Below are 21,469 nucleotides of genomic sequence, written 5' to 3'. Positions count from 1 at the left end.
CGTCAGACCTTGCGGGTAACTCCACCGTCGACGCGGATGATCGCCCCGGTGGTGTAACTGGAAGCCGCACTTGCGAGATGGAGTGCAAGTGGACCGATCTCCTCGGGACGGCCCATCCGACGGAGCGGCACGAATGGCGCATCTTCGCCCTCGGCCGGAGCCCAGGACTTGGAGATATCCGTCAGGAAGGGCCCAGGAAGAATTGCGTTGACGCGCACCGTCGGCGCAAAGGCCTCAGCCAGTCCGACAGTGAGGGCATTGAGGCCCGCCTTGGCGCACGCGTATGGCAACTCTCGAACGCTGGCGACGAGGGAGCCCGCGGTGCCGACGTTGATGATCGAACCGCCGTCGTTCTCGGCCATGTACGTTCCGGCGCGCACGGCAAGACGAAAGGGCCCCTTGAGATTAACGCCGAGAGTCTTGTCATACAGGTCCTCGGTAATATCGTCGAGGTTCTTGTACGGGGGTGACATACCCGCGTTGTTCACCAGCACGTCGAGTCGGCCGAAGTGTTCGAGCGTCCGGTCGATCAACTGCTCACAATCGTCCCAACGTCCGACATGACACGCAACCGGCAGAACCTTTCGCCCGGTCGACGCCATGACCTCGTCGGCGGCGCGTTCACACGAGTCGAGTTTGCGGGACGCGATGACAACGTCAGCTCCCGCCTCGGCAAGAATCTGGACAATCGCTCGGCCGATCCCGCGGGATCCACCCGTGACTATCGCAACTTTGCCGGTCAGGTCGTGGAGATGTTCCAAGGTACTCATAGGTGAATCATGCCTGATTCGACCACACTTTGAAAAGGCCATTCTCCATCTCAAGAATATCCTTCTGGTTGCAACACCGAACACATTCACCAAGTGCGGCTACGCCGAAATGAGCAGCGTAGAGTACTGGAAGACAACGCTGTTCGACAGTCGAATCGATACATCCAATCGCAATTCGCACGAGGTCACATAGGTCGACAGAAGCCGCAACCCGTCACCAGATCCGGCGGCGATGGATTTTTCACACTTCATGTTCTACTTTATGAGAATTGCGTTCTCATGAACGTGACGCCTCTCCGAGAGTTCATCGAGCAAACGAGGGCCAGGAACCCACCGTCAGCAAAGGAACTTCGTGGATCTGCAGACTGTTCAGGACAAGATCGAGATCGCCGAACTGATCTACCGATACGCCCGCGCCGTGGACACCAAGAATTGGGAATTGCTGACTACCGTGTTCACCGAGGATGCGCATCTCGACTACAGCGCCGTCGGCTACCCGGCCGGATCCCGGGACCAAGTGCTGACGCTGCTCACACAAGCACTCGGCCAGGTTCCGATGACTCAGCATTTTGTCACCAACGTCGAGGTCGAACTCGACGGTGACACCGCCAACGTACGGGCGATGTTCTACAACCCGATGCAACTCCCGGGCGCTGCGGAGATGACCTACTGCGGCGGCAACTACCACCATGAGGTCGTTCGCACCGCCGACGGCTGGAAGAGCGCTCGGGTGACCGAGGAGAACCTGTGGTTCTCGAACCACCCCGCCAAGTCGCCGGCCTGAAAGGTAAACCTATGACCGAGCGCGTAAACGGGCGTGTATCCGGCAAAGTCGCCCTGATCACCGGTGCCGCCCGCGGACAAGGACGAGCGCACGCCGTTCGCTTGGCCGCCGAGGGCGCAGACGTCATTGTCGTCGATCTGTGCGCACCCATCCGAGGTGTCCCGTATGCACCGGCCACCCCCGAGGATCTACTGGAGACCGTTCGGCTGGTGGAAAGGACTGGACAGCAGGCAATTTCAGCGATTGTCGACGTCCGAGACCTCGAGAAGCTTCGTGCGATCGTCGACGATGCCGTCATTCGTCTCGGCCGTCTGGATGTCGTCGTCGCGAACGCGGCGATCTGCTCTGCCGCTCCCTGGCATGAGGTAACCCCCGAATCCTTCGAGGACACAATGGGTACCAACGTGACCGGTGTCTGGAACACCGTCATGGTCTCGGCCCCACATCTCGTCGAGCGCGGTAGCGGATCGATCATCTTGATCAGTTCCGCAGCGGGATTGAAGGCCCAACCGTTCACGATGCCGTACACCACGAGCAAGTGGGCAGTGCGCGGAATGGCAAAAGCGTTCGCTGCGGAACTCGCTCAGCACAGCATTCGGGTGAACAGCGTGCATCCCACCGGCGTGAACACGCCCATGGTCAACGACGGTGCCCTCGGTGGACAGCTCGACAAAGCGATTGAAGGCAACCGTCGTATCGGGGCAATGATGATCAACATGCTGCCGGTCGACATCATCGCACCCGAAGATGTGTCAGACACGGTGTTGTTCTTGGCATCCGACGAATCGAAGTACATCACCGCACACGAATTAGCACCCGACGCGGGTGTCACCGAGTTCTGATCGAACAGTATTCACTGGAGGAAAAAGCATGGAGTTGTCCTCGGCGCGGCACGCATTCATTACCGGCGGCGCGAGCGGTATCGGCCTCGGCATCGCCGACGCGCTGGCAGAGCGCGGGTTATCCGTAACGGTCGCCGATATCAATCGGCAGTCTCTGGGTTCGGTGATCGCGTCACGCGGCGCCGGATTTTGTGGTGTCTCGCTCGACGTCCGTGAGCGTAAGGCCTGGGCAGCGGCCAAGGCAACGTCCGAAGATACCTTCGGCCCGGTGGATATCCTCGTCAACAACGCGGGCATCGGTTTCAACGGGCGCGATGTGGTCGACATGGATCCGGAGACCTTCGACAATCTTGTCGCGATCGACCTGACCGGAGTCTTCAACGGCGTGTCCGCCTTCGGCGGGGATATGCGAGCACGTGGACACGGACATATCGTCAACACCGCTTCCGTCATGGGATTGACAGCCGGCGCTCCCGGGCGGGGCGCATACAGTGCCGCAAAGAGCGCAGTCATCGCTCTGTCCGAGGCGCTGCGCACCGAAATGGCGCCGCACGGTGTCGGGGTTTCCGTACTCTGCCCGGGATTGGTCATGTCGAATCTCGATCGCAGCACCACCGAATTGGGTGGTCAGGTCGAGGATGTCAGCCACATCAAAGGAACGGGAAACATCGGAATGGAGCCCGCGACCGCAGGCGCATACGTTGCGCGAGGGATAGCGCAGAATCTCCCGTACATCGTCACGCACCCGCATTATCTCGACTACGTCGAGAAGCGAATGGAGAGCATTCGAGCCAGTGTGGACGCGTCGACCCCGATTCCCTGAGTTCTGCCTCGACGCGTTTTCACTCGAATGGCATGATGCCGGATTTGCGAGATTTCCCACGCCTCAGAATTTCGCTCTCCATACTGGAATGGAGGCTTCCCCCTACCCAGTAGGTGCATATGGATATCGATGTACTCGTCGCAGGCGCCGGCCCGATCGGACTGACCGCCGCCATCGAACTACGCCGCCGCGGGATAAACGTTCGGATCATCGACCCGCTCGGTGAACCTCCGCAGTACGCCAAAGCTGTCGGCATCCAACCGCGAACTCTTGAAGTCTTCGAGAACATGGGAGTACTTCGACAGATCCTCGATGCGGCCACCATCATGCGTGGGCAGATCGCGTACACCAATGGTTCCGAAGTGGGGCGGATGGATCTCACGCTGCCCGACGACGTGCCGTACACCTTTGGCGGACTCCCCCAATATGCGACCGAAAGAATCCTGACAACCAGGCTGGCAGAACTCGGAACCTCGATCGAGCGCGGGCTCGCACTCACAGGTTTCGAAGACATCGACGACGGGGTCACCTGTGTCCTCAGCGACGGAAATACTGTGCGGGCCAAGTATTTGGTGGGGTGCGACGGCGCGCACAGCACTGTCCGTAAAGGCTTGGGGTTGACCTTCGAAGGCGGGGCCTTTGCCGAAAGTTACATGCTCGGCGACGTCGAAGTGGACTGGTCGATGCCCAGCGGATACGCGATTCGCGCAAGTCATGTGGACGGCGCGGGAACCACCGACGATCTCCTGGTTTGTATTCCGCTCCCCGGACACAAGCGATATCGGATGTCGATGCTGGTTCCCGACGATCTTCTCCCGGATCCCCCTGGGCCTGACGGTGTTGCACACGGTTTTTCGTCGGGCAAGACTCCCGAACTCCACCACATACAAGCTGTGCTCGATCGATTGTCGCCCGAACCCACTACGGCGTCGACGCTGCGATGGTCGTCGGTTTTTCGGATCAGCCACCGCATCGTCGACGCCTACAGTCGCGGAAGAGTATTCATCGCCGGTGATGCTGCCCATATTCACCCACCAACCGGTGCTCAAGGGATGAACACCGGAATACAGGACGCACACAACCTCGCCTGGAAGCTGGCACTAGCAGCCGACAACCTCGCGGCGCCGGGTCTTCTCGATACCTACGACACCGAAAGACGTCCTATCGGTGAAGAAGTCGTCGGTATGACAGTCCGCAACGCGCGAGAAGGGATCGGTTCGGGGGAATCTTCGATCGATACGGCGATGCGGCGTCAGGCGCAACTGCTGGTTTCCTACCCCGACAGCCCGCTCAATACCGGAGACAAGAGCAATAATTCGCCCGTTCAACCCGGCGAACGGGCGCCCGATGCACGCGGACTCACTCGAGACTGCGTGCAGTTCCCCATCCGATTGTTCGAATTGCTGTCCGGTGTCAATCACACACTCCTTCTCTGTTCGGACGGATCCGATGACAGCATCGGTGACTGCGAAAAGCACTCTGCCGCCGCGATCCACGCGTCGCAAGGACAGCTGGATGTGTACGTAATCGCACCACCGTCGTCTGATTCCGTCTACTCGACGCTGCCGATCATTCGAGATTCCGATTCGCAGCTGTGTACCGCCTACGGCGTGGACGAGAACTGCGCGTTGATAATCCGGCCGGACGGATACCTAGGATACCGGGGTGACCACACCGGTATCTCCGGCTACTTCTCGAAAGTCTTTGCGTTCAATACGTAATGAGCGAATCGAACATCAGCCGGATCTCCGGTGAGAGTTTCATGAATTCCACGTAGCCACCCATCGGTCCTCCGTCGACGTAGGCAAATTCCATTCCCGCGTCTGCGATGCGCCCTTGCTGCAACACCGGCATTCCCCGACGCGCTGCTTCCGACAAAGTTTCGTCGTAATCGTCCGGAACAAAAGCCACATGATGAACGCCAACGCCGTGCGTGTCGAGGAACTCCGAATAGAGACTGAGCCCCGAAACCGGCTGGATCAGCTCAATTTGCTGAGTTCCCGCATAGCCCAGGGAAATGTGGGCTGTGTAATCTGCGGGCCGGCCCCGATAGGTTGTGGTCTCCGGCCCGAAGTGAAGATCGGGCATCCGCAGCCATCGCTGAACGCCCCACTTTTCGGAGAACTCCTGTTCTGCTGCAGTGATATCGGCTACTACCCAACAGATCTGAAAGATCGGTCCCGAAACCAGCGGGGTCATGCCATTTTTCCGTTGTCCACCGAATACACCGCGCCGTGGATCGCGGCAGCATCATCTGAAGCAAGAAATGCCACCATCTTTGCCACGTCTGCCGGCTCCATGAGTCCGCGCGGTGATGCGACCTTCATGATCAGATCGAAATCGACACCGTCGGGGAAGGTGAAACCTGTGACCTGGGGAGTCATCATGCCACCGGGGCAGATTGCGTTGACGCGCAGAGATTTTCCGGTGAATTCCATCGCCATCGCTCTGGTGAGTCCGATCAATCCGTGCTTGGCCGCGCAGTAACCAGCCGAGTAGGCCTGGCCTTCCAGTCCTGCGATCGAGGAGACGTTGACGATGTTGCCGCCGCGCGCGAGGAGATGAGGCAGCGCGGCTCGTGACAGGAAGAACGGTCCGTTCAGGTTGACCGCAAGGTCGTGCGCCCAGTCGTCATCGGTCATGTCGGCGGTATGACGAATGGTATGCGAACCCGCCACATTGACAAGGATGTCGATCCCTCCGAAGGCGTCGACGCACGCCTGCACTGCGGCGTCGCACTGAGCGGAATCGGAGACGTCGGAAGCCGAGTAGTGGCCCTCGCCGTCATTTCCCGCCAGTTCGGTCATCGCTTGGTGCAGCTTGTCCTTGCCGCGGGCAACTCCGAAAACCTTGGCTCCCCTTCTGGTGAGGATCTCGGCAACGGCGCGCCCCAACCCCGAGGAAGCGCCGGTTACCATTGCAATTTTTCCGTCCAGTACGTCAGCCACACACCGAGTCTACGACGCGGCGGCCTCCCGCTGAAGCTCCAACGCGATATCTATCAGCTGATCTTCCTGTCCGCCAACCAACTTGCGCTTTCCCGCGCGCACCAGAAGCTCGGCAGAGGAAACACCGTACCGCTCAGCTTGACGTTCGGCATGCTTGAGGAAGCTCGAGTACACCCCGGCGTAACCCATCATCAGCGCTTGACGATCGAGTAGACATTCCTGCGGCATAGCCGGTCGCACAACATCTTCGGCGGCGTCGGCTATCGCGAAGAAGTCGATACCCGTCTTGACGCCGATCTTGTCGCAGACTCCCACAAATGCCTCGACCGGCGCGTTACCCGCCCCGGCACCGAAACGGCGGGTGCTGCCGTCGATCTGCTTAGCCCCGGCCCGAACGGCAGCAACCGAATTCGCGACCCCGAGTCCAAGGTTCTCGTGTCCGTGAAAGCCGACCTGGGCGTCACTGCCAAGTTCCTGGACCAGCGCCTCGACCCGTTCGGACACCTGCTCGAGAACAAGGGCACCGGCAGAGTCGACGACGTACACGCACTGGCAGCCGGCGTCAGCCATGATGCGCGCCTGCTTCGCGAGCGATTCCGGCGGAATCGAATGAGCCATCATGAGGAACCCGACGGTCTCGAGGCCGCGCTCACGCGCCAAGCCGAAGTGCTGAATGGAGACGTCGGCCTCGGTGCAGTGAGTGGCGATACGGCAGATGGACGCGCCGTTGTCCTGAGCGATGACGATGTCGTCCTTGATGCCGAGCCCTGGCAGCATCAGGAAGGCGATCTTCGCGTTCTTTGCCGTCTCCACCGCGGCTTTGATGAGTTCCTGCTCCGGCGTTTTCGAGAAGCCGTAGTTGAAGGAGGACCCGCCGAGACCGTCACCGTGGGTAACCTCGATGACGGGCACACCGGCTCCGTCGAGGGCACCGACGATCGCTCGGACTTCCTCGAGTGTGAACTGATGACGCTTGTGATGGGAACCGTCACGCAGCGAGGTGTCGGTGACGCGGATGTCCCAGCTCGAATCGAAATGAATCATGTCGCTCATGCCTTCACGCTCAGAAACTTCTGGGCGATCTCCTCGCCCACCTTGGTGGCTGCCGCAGTCATGATGTCGAGGTTTCCGGCGTAGGGCGGCAGGAAGTCTCCTGCGCCTTCGACCTCGACAAATGTTGTGACCGTGGCATATCCACCGGACACGACGCTCGGATCGTCGAACTGCGGTTCGTTGAGCAACCGGTAGCCCGGCACGTACTGCTGGATATCCTTGACGACGCGATGAATGGAGTCGGTGATCGCCGCGTGATCCACATCTTCGGGGATCGCACAGAAGATGGTGTCTCGCATGATCATCGGCGGATCGGCAGGATTGAGGATGATGATCGCCTTGCCACGCTGGGCGCCGCCAATCGTCTCGATACCGCGACTGGTGGTCTTGGTGAACTCGTCGATGTTCGCGCGGGTTCCCGGTCCGGCAGACAGCGATGCAACGGAGGCGACGATTTCGGCATAGGCCACTTCCACCACACGAGATACCGCGTACACGATCGGGATAGTTGCCTGTCCGCCGCAAGTGATCATGTTGACGTTGGGCGCGTCGAGGTGCTCGCGCAGGTTGGCGGGCGGAACCACGGCCGGACCGACGGCAGCCGGCGTGAGGTCGACGGCGCGAATTCCCGCGGCCTCGTAGCGTGGTGCGGCGTCTCGGTGCACGTAGGCCGAGGTCGCTTCGAACACCAGGTCCGGTTTTTCCGCCTGATTCAACAACCAATCGACCCCTTCGGCGGATGTCTCGAGCCCCATCGCGGCGGCGCGCGCCAATCCTTCGCTCTGCGGGTCGATTCCGATCATCCACCGGGGCTCCAGCCACTCCGAACGCTGCAGTTTGTACAGCAGATCGGTGCTGATATTTCCCGATCCGACAATCGCCACACTTGCCTTGGTCATGATTACTCCCTAGGTGAACTGAAGCTGGGGGGTGAGCTGAAGCGAAGTACCGCGGCGTTCGATGCCGCATGAAGTCCGGCGCGGCGCCCGGAGAACACGCAGTCAGCGAGCGACAAGCCGCTCACATACGAGTTGGAACAAATGCCGACGGCTGTGCGGCCGGCAGCATAGAGTCCCAGGATCGACTGCCCAGCTTCGTTTTTCACTGCGCCGGTTGATTCATCGACCACCAATCCACCGAGTGTGAGCATGGGGCAGGGATTCATCATATTGGGCTTGATCGAGACGTCGTACATCGTGAACGGCGCGGTCAGTATCGGCCTGACGAAGTCGGACGGCTTCCCCATCGGATCGGGTTGACCGCTTGCGGCAGCGGTATTGTGCGCATCGATCGTTTCATGCAGGCCGGCGGCATCGATTCCCGCCTTGCGTGCAACTTCGGAAATCGTGTTGCCATGCACTGCAGTACGCATCATTCCGGTGGTCTGCACCCGCTGAAACCACATGGATTGATCCGGTATTTGCGCCTTCGCGTCACGAACAAGATCGGAATCGGCCAGCAGCCAACCGATTCCGCCACTCTTCTCGACCATTGCCTGCCCCAGCGCCGCACCGTAACGTGATTCGTCCACGATTCGCGCTCCGGATGCACCCACCAGTATCGAACCGAGAAAGGCGCTGGGTGGGACGATGAACCGCCACGCGGAGACGTTACCGAGCTTGTCGGTGGCACCCCCTGCCTCGATTCCGAGATTGATTCCCTTGCCGTCGTCACCCGACGTACCGAGCGGGATCCCACCCTTGTAAGCCGGTGCGTGAGTGCGCATCATCTCGCGGTTGGAGACAAATCCACCAGCACTGAGGATCACGCCACCACGCGCCTTGATGCGGATCTTCTTGGCGTACTTCTTCTCGATCTTGCTGATGTGAGCGTCGATAATCGAACGAAGTTGGGGGGCGTATACACCCGGTTTGGCAGAGATCGAGCCGAGCGCTGCGTGACGCCGCCGAACCCCGGCGGGTGCATCCCGAAGCGTCAGCGCCTCGACGCCGATCACCCGGCCGTCCTCGATGATCAACCGGTCAGCTCGTGTCTGGCCGAGTAATCGCACGCCCTTGGCCTCCGCGGACTTCGCGAGCGGGCCGTACAGCATCTTCCCTGACGTGCCGCGGCCTTTGGCTCGGTGCCCACGCGGAGCAGGTTTGGCGATGTCACGGAACCCGCCGGCCGATTCGCTGCCAGAGAAGTACAGATAGTGCTTATTACTCGGAAACGACGTCTTGTACGGACACAACGAAGCCTCGAAGGGCACGCCGTGACCGCGCAGCCACTCGATTGTCGATGGACTCTCCTCTACGAACCGGCGCAAGGTCTCGGGCGCCACCGCATCACCGACCTCGCGGGTCAGGTACGCGAGCATTGCTTCCGGACTGTCCTCGACACCGGCTTCTTTCTGAATCGCGGTGCCGCCACCGGCGTAGAAGATTCCTCCGGAAATGGTGCTGGCGCCACCTCCCGATGCCCGATCGATCGCCATCACCGTCGAACCAGCCGCTACCGCTTCGAGTGCGGCGCTTGCCCCGGCAACACCGAATCCGACAACGAGGACATCAACCGAAGTATCCCAGGTCACACTGCACCATCCTCAATTTTACTGCAATGCGTTTCGTTATCGAAGGCAACGTTCGTAAATACTTCCTGGCAGAAAGCATGGACTGACACCCCCATCATTCTATAACGTGTTCTACATGAGCAAGCAGGAATACGACATCGTCGTCGTCGGCAGTGGTGCCGCAGGTATGACAGCGGCCTTGACCGCAGCCCACCAGGGCCTGAGCGTGGTCATCGTGGAGAAGGCTGCCCACTACGGCGGATCGACCGCCCGATCCGGCGGCGGAGTCTGGATCCCCAACAACGAGGCACTTCAGGCAGACGGTGTCACCGACACGCCAGAGGCCGCCCGTTCCTACCTGCACAGCATCATCGGCGACGTCGTCGCTCCCGAACGCATCGACACCTACCTCGAGCGCGGTCCCGAGATGCTCTCGTTCGTGCTGAAGAACAGCCCGCTCGAACTGCAGTGGGTTCCCGGCTACTCCGACTACTACCCGGAGGCTCCCGGCGGACGCCTTGGTGGCCGCAGTGTCGAGCCCACCCCGTTCGACGGCAACAAGTTGGGCGCCGATCGCAAGAATCTCGAACCCGACTACGTCAAGGCCCCCAAGAACTTCGTCATCACCCAGGCCGACTACAAGTGGCTCAACCTGCTGATGCGCAATCCGCGCGGACCGCTGCGCGCCATGAAGGTCGGCATGCGATTCCTCGCTGCCAAGGCCACCAAGAAGGATCTGCTGGTTCGCGGACAGGCACTGGTAGCCGGCATTCGACTCGGCCTTCAGTCCGCCGGAGTGCCCATCCTGCTGAACACCCCGCTGACCTCCCTGTACACCGAAGACGGCGCGGTTCGCGGTGTCAACGTCATCATCGACGGCGAGGAGCAGGTCATCCGTGCTCGCCACGGAGTTGTGTTGGGATCCGGCGGATTCGAGCACAACAAGGAAATGCGCGAGAAGTACCAGCGCGGGCCCATCGGCACGGACTGGACCGTCGGCGCGAAGGCGAACACCGGCGACGGAATCCGCGCGGGCCAAGAGATCGGCGCTGCAGTCGATTTCATGGACGACGCCTGGTGGGGTCCGTCCATACCACTGACCGGTGGACCGTGGTTCGCTCTCTCCGAGCGCACCCTGCCCGGCTGCATGATGGTCAACATGTCCGGCAAGCGCTTCGGCAACGAGGCGGCTCCGTACGTCGAGGCAACGCATGCGATGTACGGCGGCGAATACGGCCAGGGCGAAGGCCCCGGCGAGAACATCCCGACATGGATGATCCTCGATCAGCGCTATCGCAACCGCTACACGTTTGCCGGCATCACTCCCCGCTCCCCCTTCCCCGGTCGCTGGCTCAAGGCCGGCATCGTGGTCAAGGCCGGAACGATCGCCGAACTGGCCGAGAAGACAGGACTTCCCGTCGCATCACTGACCGAAACCGTCGAGCGATTCAACGGCTTCGCACGCAACGGCAAGGACGAGGACTTCGGCCGCGGCGACAGTGGCTACGACGCGTACTACGGTGATCCCCGCCTGAAGAACCCCAGCCTTGCCGAAATCAGCAAGGCTCCGTTCTACGCCATCAAAATGGTTCCGGGTGACCTCGGCACCAAGGGCGGCATCTGCACCGATGTCAACGGCCGAGCACTACGCGAAGACGGAAGCGTCATCGAAGGTCTCTACGCCGCGGGCAACGCGAGCGCACCGGTCATGGGCCACACATACGCCGGACCAGGCGCGACCATCGGCCCTGCAATGACTTTCGGTTACCTGGCAGTGCTGGACATCGCGGAGCGCGCGAAGAACGCTGGGACCGCTGAGACCGCCGCCGAGGCTGCAAATACGGCGGTCGATCATGCCAATTGATCTTTCCGTAGCACTCGGCGCAGAGCTTGCACCGCAGGAGTTCTCGTGGACGCCGTCGGACGTGCAGCACTACCACTTGGCGCTCGGCGCCGGGGCCCGTCCTCTGGATCCGAACGAATTGCGATATCTCGACGACGAGAAGCCACAGGTACTACCCACCTTCGCCACCGTCGCGGCAAACTTTCACGCCACCGAAGCGCCTAGGGTCTCGTTCCCCGGCGTCGAGATCGATCTCGCGAAAGTTGTCCACGGAAGTCAGGAAGTCACGCTCCACCAGCCGATTCCGGCCAGTGGCAGCGGCCGAACGACAACTCGGATCGCCGAGATCTGGGACAAGGGCAAAGCTGCAGTCATCGTGCAGGAATCGGTCACGGTCGACACCGACGGCAACCCGCTCTGGACTGCCCGCTCGTCGATATTCGCCCGCGGAGAGGGCGGTTTCGGGGGTGAACGTGGTCCGACGGAATCGGTTTCGCTACCTGATCGCGAGCCCGACGCGGACATCGTAGTACCGGTACTTCCACAGCAAGCGTTGCTCTATCGGATGTGCGGCGATCGCAACCCATTGCACTCAGATCCGCAATTCGCCTCCGCTGCAGGCTTTCCAGCGCCTATCCTGCATGGACTGTGTACTTACGGAATGGTCTGCAAGGCCGCAGTGGACACGATGCTCGACGGCGACAGCACGCAGGTGGCCGGGTTCAGTGCACGTTTTGCCGGGGTGGTTTTCCCGGGTGAGAACCTGAGCATCCGAATCTGGAAAGGCGAAGGGCAACTGTTGATCTCCGCATTTGTCGCGGAGCGCGATGCCCCCGCACTAGCTGACGTAGTTCTCACTCTTGCCTGAGATCCACCTTTTGAACTCACTGTAGTTCTCGAACCCGATGGAGTAGTCCGAAGATGACGGCACAAGACGAAAAGTTCCGACTGTCCCGACGAGGTTTCATGGCCGCCGGAGCCGGAGCCGTAGCCGCGACCGCATTCGCCGGCTGGACACCGGCCTACGCCGTCCCCGCCGGCTCTTCCGGCTCCGCGGGTGGCCCGGTACCGACCCTCACACCGCCGCCCGCATTCCCCGAAGGCATCGCGCTCTACCAGCAGGCGTACCAGAACTGGTCCAAAGAGATCATGCTCGACACCATCTGGACCTGCGCTCCCAAAACGCCCGAAGACGTAGTACGCCTGGCCAACTGGGGACATGCCAACGGTTACACCATTCGCCCCCGCGGTGCCATGCACGGCTGGACACCCCTGACTGTGGTGAACGGCGCTTCCATCGACAAAGTCATCCTCGCCGACACCATGGTCCATCTGAACTGGGTCAACGTCGATGCCGGTGGATCACCGGCGACGGTCACCGCAGGACCCGGTGCCACCCTCGACGCCATCACCACCGCACTTCAGGCTCAGGGCCTCGGATTCGCCAACCTCCCGGCACCCGGCGTCCTGTCCATCGCAGGATCTCTCGCCGTCGACGCCCACGGCGCAGCCCTGCCTGCGGAAGGCGAACCACACGTTCCCGGACAAACTTTCGGTTCTCTCTCCAACCTCGTCACCTCCCTGACCGCAGTGGTCTGGAACGGCAGTGAATACGCGCTCAAGACCTACTCGCGGGCCGACGCCGCCATCAAGCCACTCCTGACCCACCTCGGCCGCACCTTCCTCACCTCCGTCACACTGCAAGCGGCACCCAACTACCGCATGCGCTGTGTCAGCTACACGGACATCGGTTGGCAGGAACTCTTCGGCGCTCGCGGCGCCTCCGGACGCACCTTCGAGAAGTTCGTCCGCGAAAACGGTCGCGCAGAAGCAATTTGGTACCCCTTCACCGAACGACCCTGGATGAAGGTGTGGTCCCTCGCCCCCGAAAAGCCTCGCTTCTCCCGCGAGGTGACCGGACCGTACAACTACATCTTCTCCGACAACCTCCCCGAACCGGTCACCGACATGATCGGGCAGATCAACTCCGGAAATCCTGGTATCGCACCGGCATTCGGCCAGATTATGTACGCCACCACCGTCGCCGGTCTCGCCGCGACCTTTTCCAACGACTTGTGGGGGTGGTCCAAGGACGTTCAGTTCTACATCCGGGCCACCACGCTGCGCCTGACCGAAGGCGGTGGCGCTGTCATCACGTCCCGCGCCAACATCGGCCAGGTCATCCACGACTTCACCCACTGGTTCAACGGCCGGATGGAGTACTACCGGTCCATCGGGCAGTTCCCTCTCAACGGACCCGTCGAAATCCGCTGCTGCGGCCTCGACGAACCATCCGACGTGGAAGTCACGTCCGCCGGCGCCCCCACCATCTCCGCCATGCGCCCACGCCCCGACCACCCCGAATGGGACACCGCCATCTGGCTCAACGTCCTCGGAGTCCCCGGAACACCCGGCATGTTCGCGTTCTACCGGGAAATGGAGCAATGGATGCGCGGCCACTACAACAACAACGACGCCACCTTCCGCCCCGAGTGGTCCAAGGGCTGGGCATTCGGCCCCGACAAGCCGTACACCGACGCACAGATCATCGACAACGACCTCCCCCAGACCTACCGCGACGGCGTCCCCACCAGCGACAACTGGGATACCGCGAATGCCGCCTTCAATGCACTGGATCCGCACAAGGTCTTCAGCAATACCTTCCTCGAACAGCTACTTCCGTAATTCTCGACCAGTACTGCCCGGCACCTTCACCTACGAAAGTGCCGGGCTTTACTGTCGGCTCCAGTCGTTTCATTTCATCAACGGGTGTGCCCCGATCACGGTAGATTCAGGCAACTGCGACATTCCTTTTCGGCTGAAGACACGAAGGGATCGCCCCCCCTATGAGGTCCACTTCACGGCAGCGACGAACTCGATTCGCCGTGATTGCCTTCGCCGCGGCGGCACTTGTTTCCTGCGGATCCAACGAAGACACAAGCGCAGGCACGAGCAGTCCCGCTGCAAGCACCGTCACTCCCGAATCACAGAAGATCACCGACATTGTCCAGGCCCAGGTCACCGAGCTCGGTCTCAGCGGCGCGGTGTACGGCGTGTGGCGAGGTGACGCCGTCGTGGCCACCGGCGCTGTCGGCGAATCCCCACTCGGTGTTCCCGCAACAGCCGATATGCAAGTACGCGTCGGGCAGCCCATGGAACCGATGCTCTCGACTGTCCTTCTCCAACTCGACGAGTCCGGCGCTCTCCCGCTCGACGAACCGATTGCCAAGTGGGAGCCGAGCTTTCCACGCTCCGATCAGATCACTCCACGAATGCTCGCCAACAGCACCACCGGAATCTCCGACTACGTCACCAATCCCGAATTCGACAAGCGCTTCTACGCCAACCCGATCCGGGGCTGGACCGCGCAGGAAATCCTCGATCTCGCCAATACCCGTCCACCGTTGTTTGCACCCGGCACCAGTTTCGGATACTCACACAGCGACCTGACTCTGCTCGGTGAAGTTGTCCAGAAGGCGACCGGGCAATCTTTGAGTGACTTACTGCAGCAGCGCATTTTCGATCCGCTCGGAATGACTGACAGTCGGGTTGCGCTGAACCCACAAATCCCCGACCCCGTCCTGCACGGCTACACCACTGAACGCGGCGTCTTCGAGGATTCGACGTTCTGGAATCCCACGGCCTTCCTGCACAGCGGCAACATGAACTCCACAGTCACTGACGTCGGAAAATGGGTTCGCGCCCTCGGAACCGGTGAACTGCTCTCCGACAGAGCCTTCGCCGAACAGATGGCCCCGACAACCGCGGGCCTCGGACCTCTGACCGCCGACAAGTTCTTCACCTTCGGGACGGTGCACCTCGACGGTTGGCTCGTCATGAACCCGGCATACGGCGGATACAACGGTGTTGCGCTCTACGAACCGCAGTCTGAAACCACCATCGTCATCTACGCAACTCTCGGACTGACATCCAACGTCAACGGCAACAATGCCGTCCCCATCAGCAACGCAATCGGCGCCGTCATGGTTCCGGACAACCCGCCGCACGTCCCCGGGGCGTGACCGAGGTTCTTGTCACCGCCATTCTTGTGACTGGCAACGTCGTATTTACCTGAGGAATACCTCCAGGACTCATCACACCGTCACCATTGCGCTCAGTACCGAACAACCCGCGTCGGACCGCGAGCTTCCCCGTGAAGCTACGAGAGCAAAAGATAGATTGGGACGGCCCGATGAGGAAATACTCGCTGTCAGTGGTGTGCACTTTCGCCCTGGGGACGGCGCTGCTGTCCGCTAATGCTGCGACGGCATCACCGAACTCATGCCCGGCCGGCGCGGTATTCGCAGTTGGTGGAACGTGGGATCCGACCGGCCAAACCACGCAACCTGTCACGGATCGCTACGCCGCCCAGGGATATGTCGCAAAACCCGTGAGCTACCCAGCCAGCTTCTGGCCTCTCGGCGACCAGACTTACGACGCCAGTGTGGCTGTCGGCGTCCAGGCACTTCATGCTGAAGTTGATACCTTTCACAACCAGTGCCCTGGCAGCGAAGTCGTCATCACCGGATATTCCCAAGGTGCGCGGATTGCAGGTGACGTTCTCGGCGACATCGCCCGCGACGGGTCCATTCCCCAATCTCAGGTGACAGGCGTCCTGTATTCCGACCCGCGAAACTCGCGCGGCGGCATCGAAACCGTGATCCCGAACGTTGTTCCCGGTGCAACGATGTCCGGTACCCGCGCGGGCTTCGGCGACATTCCGGTCCAGGAGGTGTGCATTGAGGGCGACGGCATCTGCAACATGCCCAAACCACGCGATGCGCCGGAACAATTTGTCGACTCTGTTTTCGGCTACTTCACGAAACACGGTACGTATCAACCGATGATGACGGACAGCACTCCGCCGCCGCAGCCTTCCCTTCCAGAATCGCCAACCGTTCCCCTGCAGCCCGCGGAGGTCGCCACCGCAATCGCCTCACGGCTCGTCGAGAACCTCACGCCCTATGTCAAAGCAGCATTGTCGAGCGCGCTGACTACTGTTCTGACCGCACCTTGACGCCCATCGGCTGAAGCAGCGACAACCTACTGAACAGCCGGGCAAGTCCAGGAACCTCACGAAGGTTGCCCGCGACGTCGTCGAGGTCCCCGTCGGCGAACAGCGTCAACCGCACGTCGGCGTCATACAGAACATCGACGACGTTCCCGAAACGCCGCACTGCGAATTCCGTTGCGGTGCAAAGAATCGGCACGCCGTGGATCACCCATTCATCGAAGCGGGTAACCAGATCGAGGTAGTCGGCCGCCGACGTCGATCCACCGCACAGCACATCGAAATCGAACCAAACAGCTCTGTCGCGAATTGCAGAGCACATCAATGTGCGCGACCCCACTGCCAATTCGACCGGTTCACCGCGGCGGTCGACGGTTTCCGGATCGGAGTGAAAAGTACCCGACGCAAACCGTCGATCCCGCTCACGCGGTTCCCGCAGCGTTCGGTAATCAACCGCTCCACCCAACTCGATCACATCCCAAACCTTCTCGATCAACTCGATCGAGGGCACGAACTGCTCGTGAAAAAGTGGATTCGGAAGGAGTTCGTTCGGCGGGACATTGGAGGTGACAACAACAGTCACATGTTGCGCAACGATCGTCTCGAGAATTCGCGTCATGAACAGTGCGTCGGCGACGTCGTCGATGTGGAACTCGTCGAAGCACAGGAGCCGAATCCCGTCGACCACCTGGTTCAGCGCTTCGCCCATCGACCCGAGACTATGTGCGCGAGTGTGCAGATCCGCAAAGAATTGATGAAAGTGGATGCGCCGCTTGCTTACTGAAACACTGTCGTAGAACGCGTCCATGAGCATGGTCTTTCCACGTCCGACGCCACCCCAGAGGTAGATCCCACCCCCACCGCCGCCGATCGAAATCCGCTCCTGCAACGCGTCGAGTGATGCACGTGCCGACAACTGCTCTTCGCCCAGTCGCATGATTCTCCTCTACATCTGTAGAGTCGAGGCTAGAGAGCGACTCGAACTCGAGTCAACGTGATCCGCACTACGCAGAACGGGATGGGCATGAACGGGATGGGCATGAACGCAGATCGCAGACCCCTTATGGGAGCGTGCGCTGTCACGATCATCGCCGAACACGGCCCGCGGGCATTGACTCATCGCGCCGTCGATGCCGCCATGGGGATCCCGCAGGGTTCAACCTCCTACTACTTTCGAACCCGAGAGTCGCTTCTTGCAGCGGCAGTCCAACACATCGTGGAACAGTCGCAATCGACATTCGCGGAATTACTGAACGACAATTCCGATCCGGCAACGGTGATCGCCCGATACCTTGGCGATCTCCTGACGCGGCGTCGAGACGAGTTGATCGCCCGGTACGCTCTCCTACTCGAGATTCGTAGCAATCGTGAACTGCACGATGCCCTGGCGCAAAGCCTGTTCTCCACAGCCAGAGCGCAAGAGATCTTCGCGGGTCATCGCGTGAAGAATCCGGAAAGTGCTGCATCCGATCTTGTCAGCTTGCTGGAGGGCTTGATATTCGATCGATGCATCGGATCGAGATCAACACCGACCCATCACGCCGAACCGGCGGAATCCATTCTTCAACTGAGGATTCCGATTGCCGCGTACTTGCGCAGCGTCAAGTAGCCGGACCTTTCAATCGGCCGGACGTAACAATCGCACAATCATCTCGACAGTTCGCTCGATGGGACGCTGCCGCGACGTGGGAGTGAATACCACTGTGCGGGTGAGAATTGCACCGAGAAGCATGTCGAAGACGTCGTCGGGATCGACTGTCGGATCGACACTTCCAGGCGGCGCTGCGCGCAGAATGTCCTCGAACAGCGGCCTCACCGACATCCTCGGATATACCTCGGATTGCGCCACGTGATTCGGCTTCCGATGGTGAGCGAGAAGCCCAGCAGCGGCTGCGCGTGCCGCCGGCGCGCTGAAAGCCGCGACATACGCACGAATGAACCGGCGAAGGTCGCGTCGAAGGTCCCCACTCGGAACGATGCCGGCAAAGCTGAACCCAGGAAACGCTGCCTCCTCGATCAACTCGACCCGCGACGGCCATCGGCGGTAGATGGCCGAAGAATGCACACCGGAACGACTAGCAACCGCTTGAATCGTCGTCGCCTCGAAGCCTCGTTCGATCAAAAGTACTCGTGCCGCCTCGAGAGCTCGCTCGTCAATTCTGGTGTCACGGGGCCGCCCCAGCCGGCGATGAGGTTCTGACATGTCAGCGAGTGTAGTGACACTCGGCGTCTTTACAGGAGAGGGTGCTCCATATGACTTATAGGAGAGAGTCTTCCGTAAGTGCCAATCGATGGATACAGTTCACACACCGAAAGAGAATTGCATATCCAAGAAGGAGAATCGGATGCGCGCAGCAGTGCTACGAGAAGGCACAGTCGAAGCCCGAGTCGTCGATGATCCTGTTCCCGGCCCCGGCCAACTACTTGTCCGTTCGCTGGCCTGCGGAATCTGTGCGTCGGACCTTCATTTCATGGACAACCCGGACGCCGGCATCGACGACGACAGCGGAATGTCCACCTACGACCACAACGTCGACATCGTCATGGGCCACGAATACTGCGCCGAAGTCGTCGACTACGGCCCCGGCACCGACCGGAAAATTCCCATCGGTACGCGCGTCAGCTCACTCCCGGTGCTCGCCACCACCGGGGGACGCAAGATCATCGGGCAGAATCCCGAATCGCCCGGTGGTTTCGGTGAGTTCCTGCTTCTCGACGAATCGATTACGCGCGTGGTTGACTCGGACCTTCCCAGCGAGGTGATTTGCGTTGCCGACGCGCTCTCGGTCGGATGGTCCGCAGCAGCACGCGCGCAGATGAGCGTCCGCGAGGTTCCCTTGGTCATCGGTTGCGGCGCTATCGGTCTGTCGACGATTGCGAACCTCACACGTCTCGGAATCGGCCCGATCATTGCCGTCGACTTCGTTGCGTCTCGCCGCGAGACCGCGATGGCAATGGGGGCCGACGCTGTCATAGATCCCGCCGAAATCTCCCCGTACCAAGCGTGGCGAGATGTAGCGTACGGATCGCCGGATGCGACGAGGGACATGATGTCGATTGCCGCACTACCGGGCTGCGTCATCTTCGAATGTGTTGGAATACCAGGCGTTCTCGATTCGATCATCAAAGGATGCGAAGACGGAACCAGGATATTCTCCTCCGGCGGACCACCAGAGGGCGATCATCTCCACACACTCACCGCAAAGCGCAAGGGACTCAACATCCAATTCGGTGGAGGGCCGTTGCCTGCCCACTGGGACGAAGCATTCCAGGCGGTGTGCTCCGGCGAAGTCGACATTCGCCCAATGCTCGGCCGGACGGTTGGACTCGGCGAAGTCGCAGACGCACTCGATGCTTCACGCGACGCCAACGGCCCGGCGCGAATAGTCGTCGTTCCGGGAAAGGTGTGAAAATGGTTGAGAACGAAGATCTTCGGACCGTGGTGACAGCTCTGATGAACCGGGTTCGTGCTCTTGAAGACCAGATCGAGATCATGCAGCTCGTCGCGCAGTACGGGCCGGCCGTCGACAGCGGTTCCGGTGCAGCCGCTGCGGCGCTCTGGACCGAAGACGGCACCTTCGACGCTGTCCCCCAACGTCATATGAGGGGGCGCGAAGAAATCGCCGGGATGGTGCTCGGCGACGGTCATCAGAGCCTGATCCGCAACGGGTGCGGTCATGTGTTGACCGCACCGCACATCGAGATCGACGGAGACAACGCGACGGGACGCAACTACGCACTCAACATCCGTTGGGACAGTGGCGCGGACCGCTTCTGGGTGGCTCGTGTCTCGGCAAACACCTGGCGGTGGGTGCGCACTGCGGAGGGTTGGCGAACCGTCGAGCGAGTCAATGCCAACCTTGACGGGACGCCCGAGCATCGCAACATGCTGGCGCCCTCAATGTGAGCGAAGCACGCCGTGATCGGGCGCGCGACACGCACGTCGAACAGAATTGCAAGCCACATCGATGGGAGTCACACAATGCCAACACATCTCACACACAAGTACGGGCCGTGGGCGATCGTTGCCGGCGGATCCGACGGGGTTGGGGCCGCATTCGCTCACGAGCTGGCCACTCGCGGCGTGAACATCGTTCTCGTTGCCCGGCGAGTACCCGTCCTGGAAACTTTCGCCAACGACATCCGCACACAACATGATGTCGAAGTACGCACGGTTGCACTCGATCTCAGTGACCCCGGCTCAATGTCCGAGCTGGCACGGTTGACAGCCGATCTCGAGGTCGGACTGTTTGTGTACAACGCTGGTAGCGATGATTACAGCGCCGAGTTCCTCGACAAGGATCTGGACAATCATCTGTCACTCGTTCATCGGAACTGCACCAGCGTACTCGAGGCCACCTATCGCTTCGGAGCACCGATGGTCGCCCGCGGACGTGGTGCCATGGTGCTACTGACATCCGGGGCAGCGTGGGCCGGGGGCGCAACACACGCCACGTACGGCGCCACCAAGGCATTCGATCTCATTCTCGCCGAAAGCCTCTGGGCGGAATGGCATCCGAAGGGGGTGGATGTTCTGTCACTCGTACTGGGTGCCACAGACACCCCGTCGCTCCATCGTGCACTCGGAGCGCAGGCCACATCGCGTACCAACCTGGCCGACCCCACTGACGTTGCCCGAGAAGCACTCGATCATCTGGCCGACGGACCCACCTGGCAGTTCGGAAGTGACAACCCGACCGGCGGGTCCCCCTTCGGCAGCATCGACCGCCGTGATGCGGTTCTGGCGATGAGCCGAGGTACCGCAGGCAAGGACACCGCTACTGCACGGCGCTGAGTTATCGAACTACCCGGCTGTCGAACTTCCCGCCACTTTCACCATATCGCGTGCCCTGGGGCTTGCGGCAAGCCCCGGGTGATGGTGC

The 21,469-nt window shown here is 61.0% G+C and carries 21 protein-coding genes; 13 read left to right on the top strand and 8 right to left on the bottom strand.

Annotation, left to right across the window (positions count from 1 at the left end; genetic code table 11):
- Positions 1-2: 2 nt before the first annotated feature.
- Positions 3-770, bottom strand: a complete 768-nt coding sequence (locus FFI94_RS03610) for an SDR family NAD(P)-dependent oxidoreductase (RefSeq protein ID WP_033232487.1) — start codon at positions 768-770, stop codon at positions 3-5.
- A 352-nt stretch (positions 771-1,122) separates the two neighbouring features.
- Here FFI94_RS03610 and FFI94_RS03605 point away from each other — a divergent pair, with 352 nt between their 5' ends.
- The 4 genes from FFI94_RS03605 (at position 1,123) to FFI94_RS03590 (ending at position 4,940) form a co-directional block, all read left to right on the top strand.
- Positions 1,123-1,554 (top strand): nuclear transport factor 2 family protein, encoded by a 432-nt coding sequence (locus tag FFI94_RS03605; RefSeq protein ID WP_033232488.1) that lies wholly within the window; start codon positions 1,123-1,125, stop codon positions 1,552-1,554.
- A gap of 11 nt (positions 1,555-1,565) precedes the next feature.
- Positions 1,566-2,396, top strand: coding sequence for a mycofactocin-coupled SDR family oxidoreductase (locus tag FFI94_RS03600; protein WP_138871784.1), 831 nt, complete (start codon positions 1,566-1,568; stop codon positions 2,394-2,396).
- Between the two features lie 28 nt (positions 2,397-2,424).
- Positions 2,425-3,219 carry an SDR family oxidoreductase gene (locus FFI94_RS03595; RefSeq protein ID WP_138871783.1) on the top strand — a complete coding sequence of 265 codons (795 nt, stop codon included), beginning with the start codon at positions 2,425-2,427 and terminating at the stop codon, positions 3,217-3,219.
- A 119-nt stretch (positions 3,220-3,338) separates the two neighbouring features.
- Entirely contained in the window at positions 3,339-4,940 is a 1,602-nt protein-coding gene (locus FFI94_RS03590) for an FAD-dependent monooxygenase (protein ID WP_138871782.1), read from the top strand.
- On the opposite strand, the gene FFI94_RS03585 is transcribed toward FFI94_RS03590, so the two are convergent.
- The 5 genes from FFI94_RS03585 to FFI94_RS03565 are packed head-to-tail and all read right to left on the bottom strand — an operon-like array spanning position 4,930 to position 9,753.
- Complete coding sequence (locus tag FFI94_RS03585) at positions 4,930-5,418, bottom strand: VOC family protein (protein ID WP_138871781.1); 489 nt, start codon at positions 5,416-5,418, stop codon at positions 4,930-4,932. The genes FFI94_RS03590 and FFI94_RS03585 overlap by 11 nt on opposite strands.
- Positions 5,415-6,137 (bottom strand): SDR family oxidoreductase, encoded by a 723-nt coding sequence (locus FFI94_RS03580; protein WP_185993375.1) that lies wholly within the window; start codon positions 6,135-6,137, stop codon positions 5,415-5,417. Before FFI94_RS03580 ends, FFI94_RS03585 begins: the two co-directional genes overlap by 4 nt.
- A 39-nt stretch (positions 6,138-6,176) precedes the next feature.
- Entirely contained in the window at positions 6,177-7,220 is a 1,044-nt protein-coding gene (dmpG, locus tag FFI94_RS03575; protein ID WP_138871779.1) for a 4-hydroxy-2-oxovalerate aldolase, read from the bottom strand.
- Positions 7,217-8,122 (bottom strand): acetaldehyde dehydrogenase (acetylating), encoded by a 906-nt coding sequence (locus tag FFI94_RS03570; protein WP_138871778.1) that lies wholly within the window; start codon positions 8,120-8,122, stop codon positions 7,217-7,219. Before FFI94_RS03570 ends, dmpG begins: the two co-directional genes overlap by 4 nt.
- Entirely contained in the window at positions 8,122-9,753 is a 1,632-nt protein-coding gene (locus FFI94_RS03565) for an FAD-binding protein (RefSeq protein ID WP_138871777.1), read from the bottom strand. The genes FFI94_RS03570 and FFI94_RS03565 overlap by 1 nt, the downstream gene beginning before the upstream one ends.
- Positions 9,754-9,868: 115 nt before the next feature.
- Between FFI94_RS03565 and kstD the strand changes: the two genes are divergently transcribed.
- The 5 genes from kstD to FFI94_RS03540 all read left to right on the top strand — a co-directional run bounded on the left by kstD (position 9,869) and on the right by FFI94_RS03540 (position 16,592).
- The gene (kstD, locus tag FFI94_RS03560) at positions 9,869-11,596 is read left to right on the top strand and encodes a 3-oxosteroid 1-dehydrogenase (RefSeq protein WP_185993113.1); all 1,728 of its coding nucleotides are present in this window, start codon (positions 9,869-9,871) and stop codon (positions 11,594-11,596) included.
- On the top strand, positions 11,586-12,443 hold the full coding sequence (locus FFI94_RS03555) for a MaoC/PaaZ C-terminal domain-containing protein (RefSeq protein WP_138871775.1): 858 nt from the start codon (positions 11,586-11,588) through the stop codon (positions 12,441-12,443). The genes kstD and FFI94_RS03555 overlap by 11 nt, the downstream gene beginning before the upstream one ends.
- 53 nt (positions 12,444-12,496) lie before the next feature.
- Positions 12,497-14,260: a cholesterol oxidase substrate-binding domain-containing protein gene (locus FFI94_RS03550; RefSeq protein WP_138871774.1), complete on the top strand. Its 1,764-nt coding sequence runs from the start codon at positions 12,497-12,499 to the stop codon at positions 14,258-14,260.
- Positions 14,261-14,421: 161 nt separating this feature from the next.
- Entirely contained in the window at positions 14,422-15,597 is a 1,176-nt protein-coding gene (locus FFI94_RS03545) for a serine hydrolase (protein ID WP_138871773.1), read from the top strand.
- A 170-nt stretch (positions 15,598-15,767) separates the two neighbouring features.
- Positions 15,768-16,592 (top strand): PE-PPE domain-containing protein, encoded by an 825-nt coding sequence (locus tag FFI94_RS03540; RefSeq protein WP_260683832.1) that lies wholly within the window; start codon positions 15,768-15,770, stop codon positions 16,590-16,592.
- Here FFI94_RS03540 and zapE read toward each other — a convergent pair.
- Positions 16,570-17,523 carry a cell division protein ZapE gene (zapE, locus tag FFI94_RS03535; RefSeq protein ID WP_138871772.1) on the bottom strand — a complete coding sequence of 318 codons (954 nt, stop codon included), beginning with the start codon at positions 17,521-17,523 and terminating at the stop codon, positions 16,570-16,572. The genes FFI94_RS03540 and zapE overlap by 23 nt on opposite strands.
- Positions 17,524-17,580: 57 nt before the next feature.
- Between zapE and FFI94_RS03530 the strand changes: the two genes are divergently transcribed.
- Entirely contained in the window at positions 17,581-18,195 is a 615-nt protein-coding gene (locus FFI94_RS03530; RefSeq protein ID WP_260683831.1) for a TetR/AcrR family transcriptional regulator, read from the top strand.
- A gap of 9 nt (positions 18,196-18,204) precedes the next feature.
- On the opposite strand, the gene FFI94_RS03525 is transcribed toward FFI94_RS03530, so the two are convergent.
- Positions 18,205-18,789 (bottom strand): TetR/AcrR family transcriptional regulator, encoded by a 585-nt coding sequence (locus FFI94_RS03525; RefSeq protein ID WP_138871771.1) that lies wholly within the window; start codon positions 18,787-18,789, stop codon positions 18,205-18,207.
- 142 nt (positions 18,790-18,931) lie between these two features.
- Here FFI94_RS03525 and FFI94_RS03520 point away from each other — a divergent pair, with 142 nt between their 5' ends.
- The 3 genes from FFI94_RS03520 to FFI94_RS03510 all read left to right on the top strand — a co-directional run bounded on the left by FFI94_RS03520 (position 18,932) and on the right by FFI94_RS03510 (position 21,381).
- Positions 18,932-19,996: a zinc-binding dehydrogenase gene (locus FFI94_RS03520; RefSeq protein ID WP_138871770.1), complete on the top strand. Its 1,065-nt coding sequence runs from the start codon at positions 18,932-18,934 to the stop codon at positions 19,994-19,996.
- A gap of 2 nt (positions 19,997-19,998) precedes the next feature.
- Positions 19,999-20,493 (top strand): nuclear transport factor 2 family protein, encoded by a 495-nt coding sequence (locus FFI94_RS03515; protein ID WP_138871769.1) that lies wholly within the window; start codon positions 19,999-20,001, stop codon positions 20,491-20,493.
- Positions 20,494-20,568: 75 nt separating this feature from the next.
- Positions 20,569-21,381 carry an SDR family oxidoreductase gene (locus FFI94_RS03510; protein WP_138871768.1) on the top strand — a complete coding sequence of 271 codons (813 nt, stop codon included), beginning with the start codon at positions 20,569-20,571 and terminating at the stop codon, positions 21,379-21,381.
- Positions 21,382-21,469: the final 88 nt, after the last annotated feature.

Source organism: Rhodococcus sp. KBS0724, from assembly GCF_005938745.2.
Lineage (GTDB): Bacteria > Actinomycetota > Actinomycetes > Mycobacteriales > Mycobacteriaceae > Rhodococcus_F.
The sequence above is the reverse complement of the archived record's forward strand: the minus strand, read 5'-3'. Positions and strand labels throughout refer to the sequence as shown.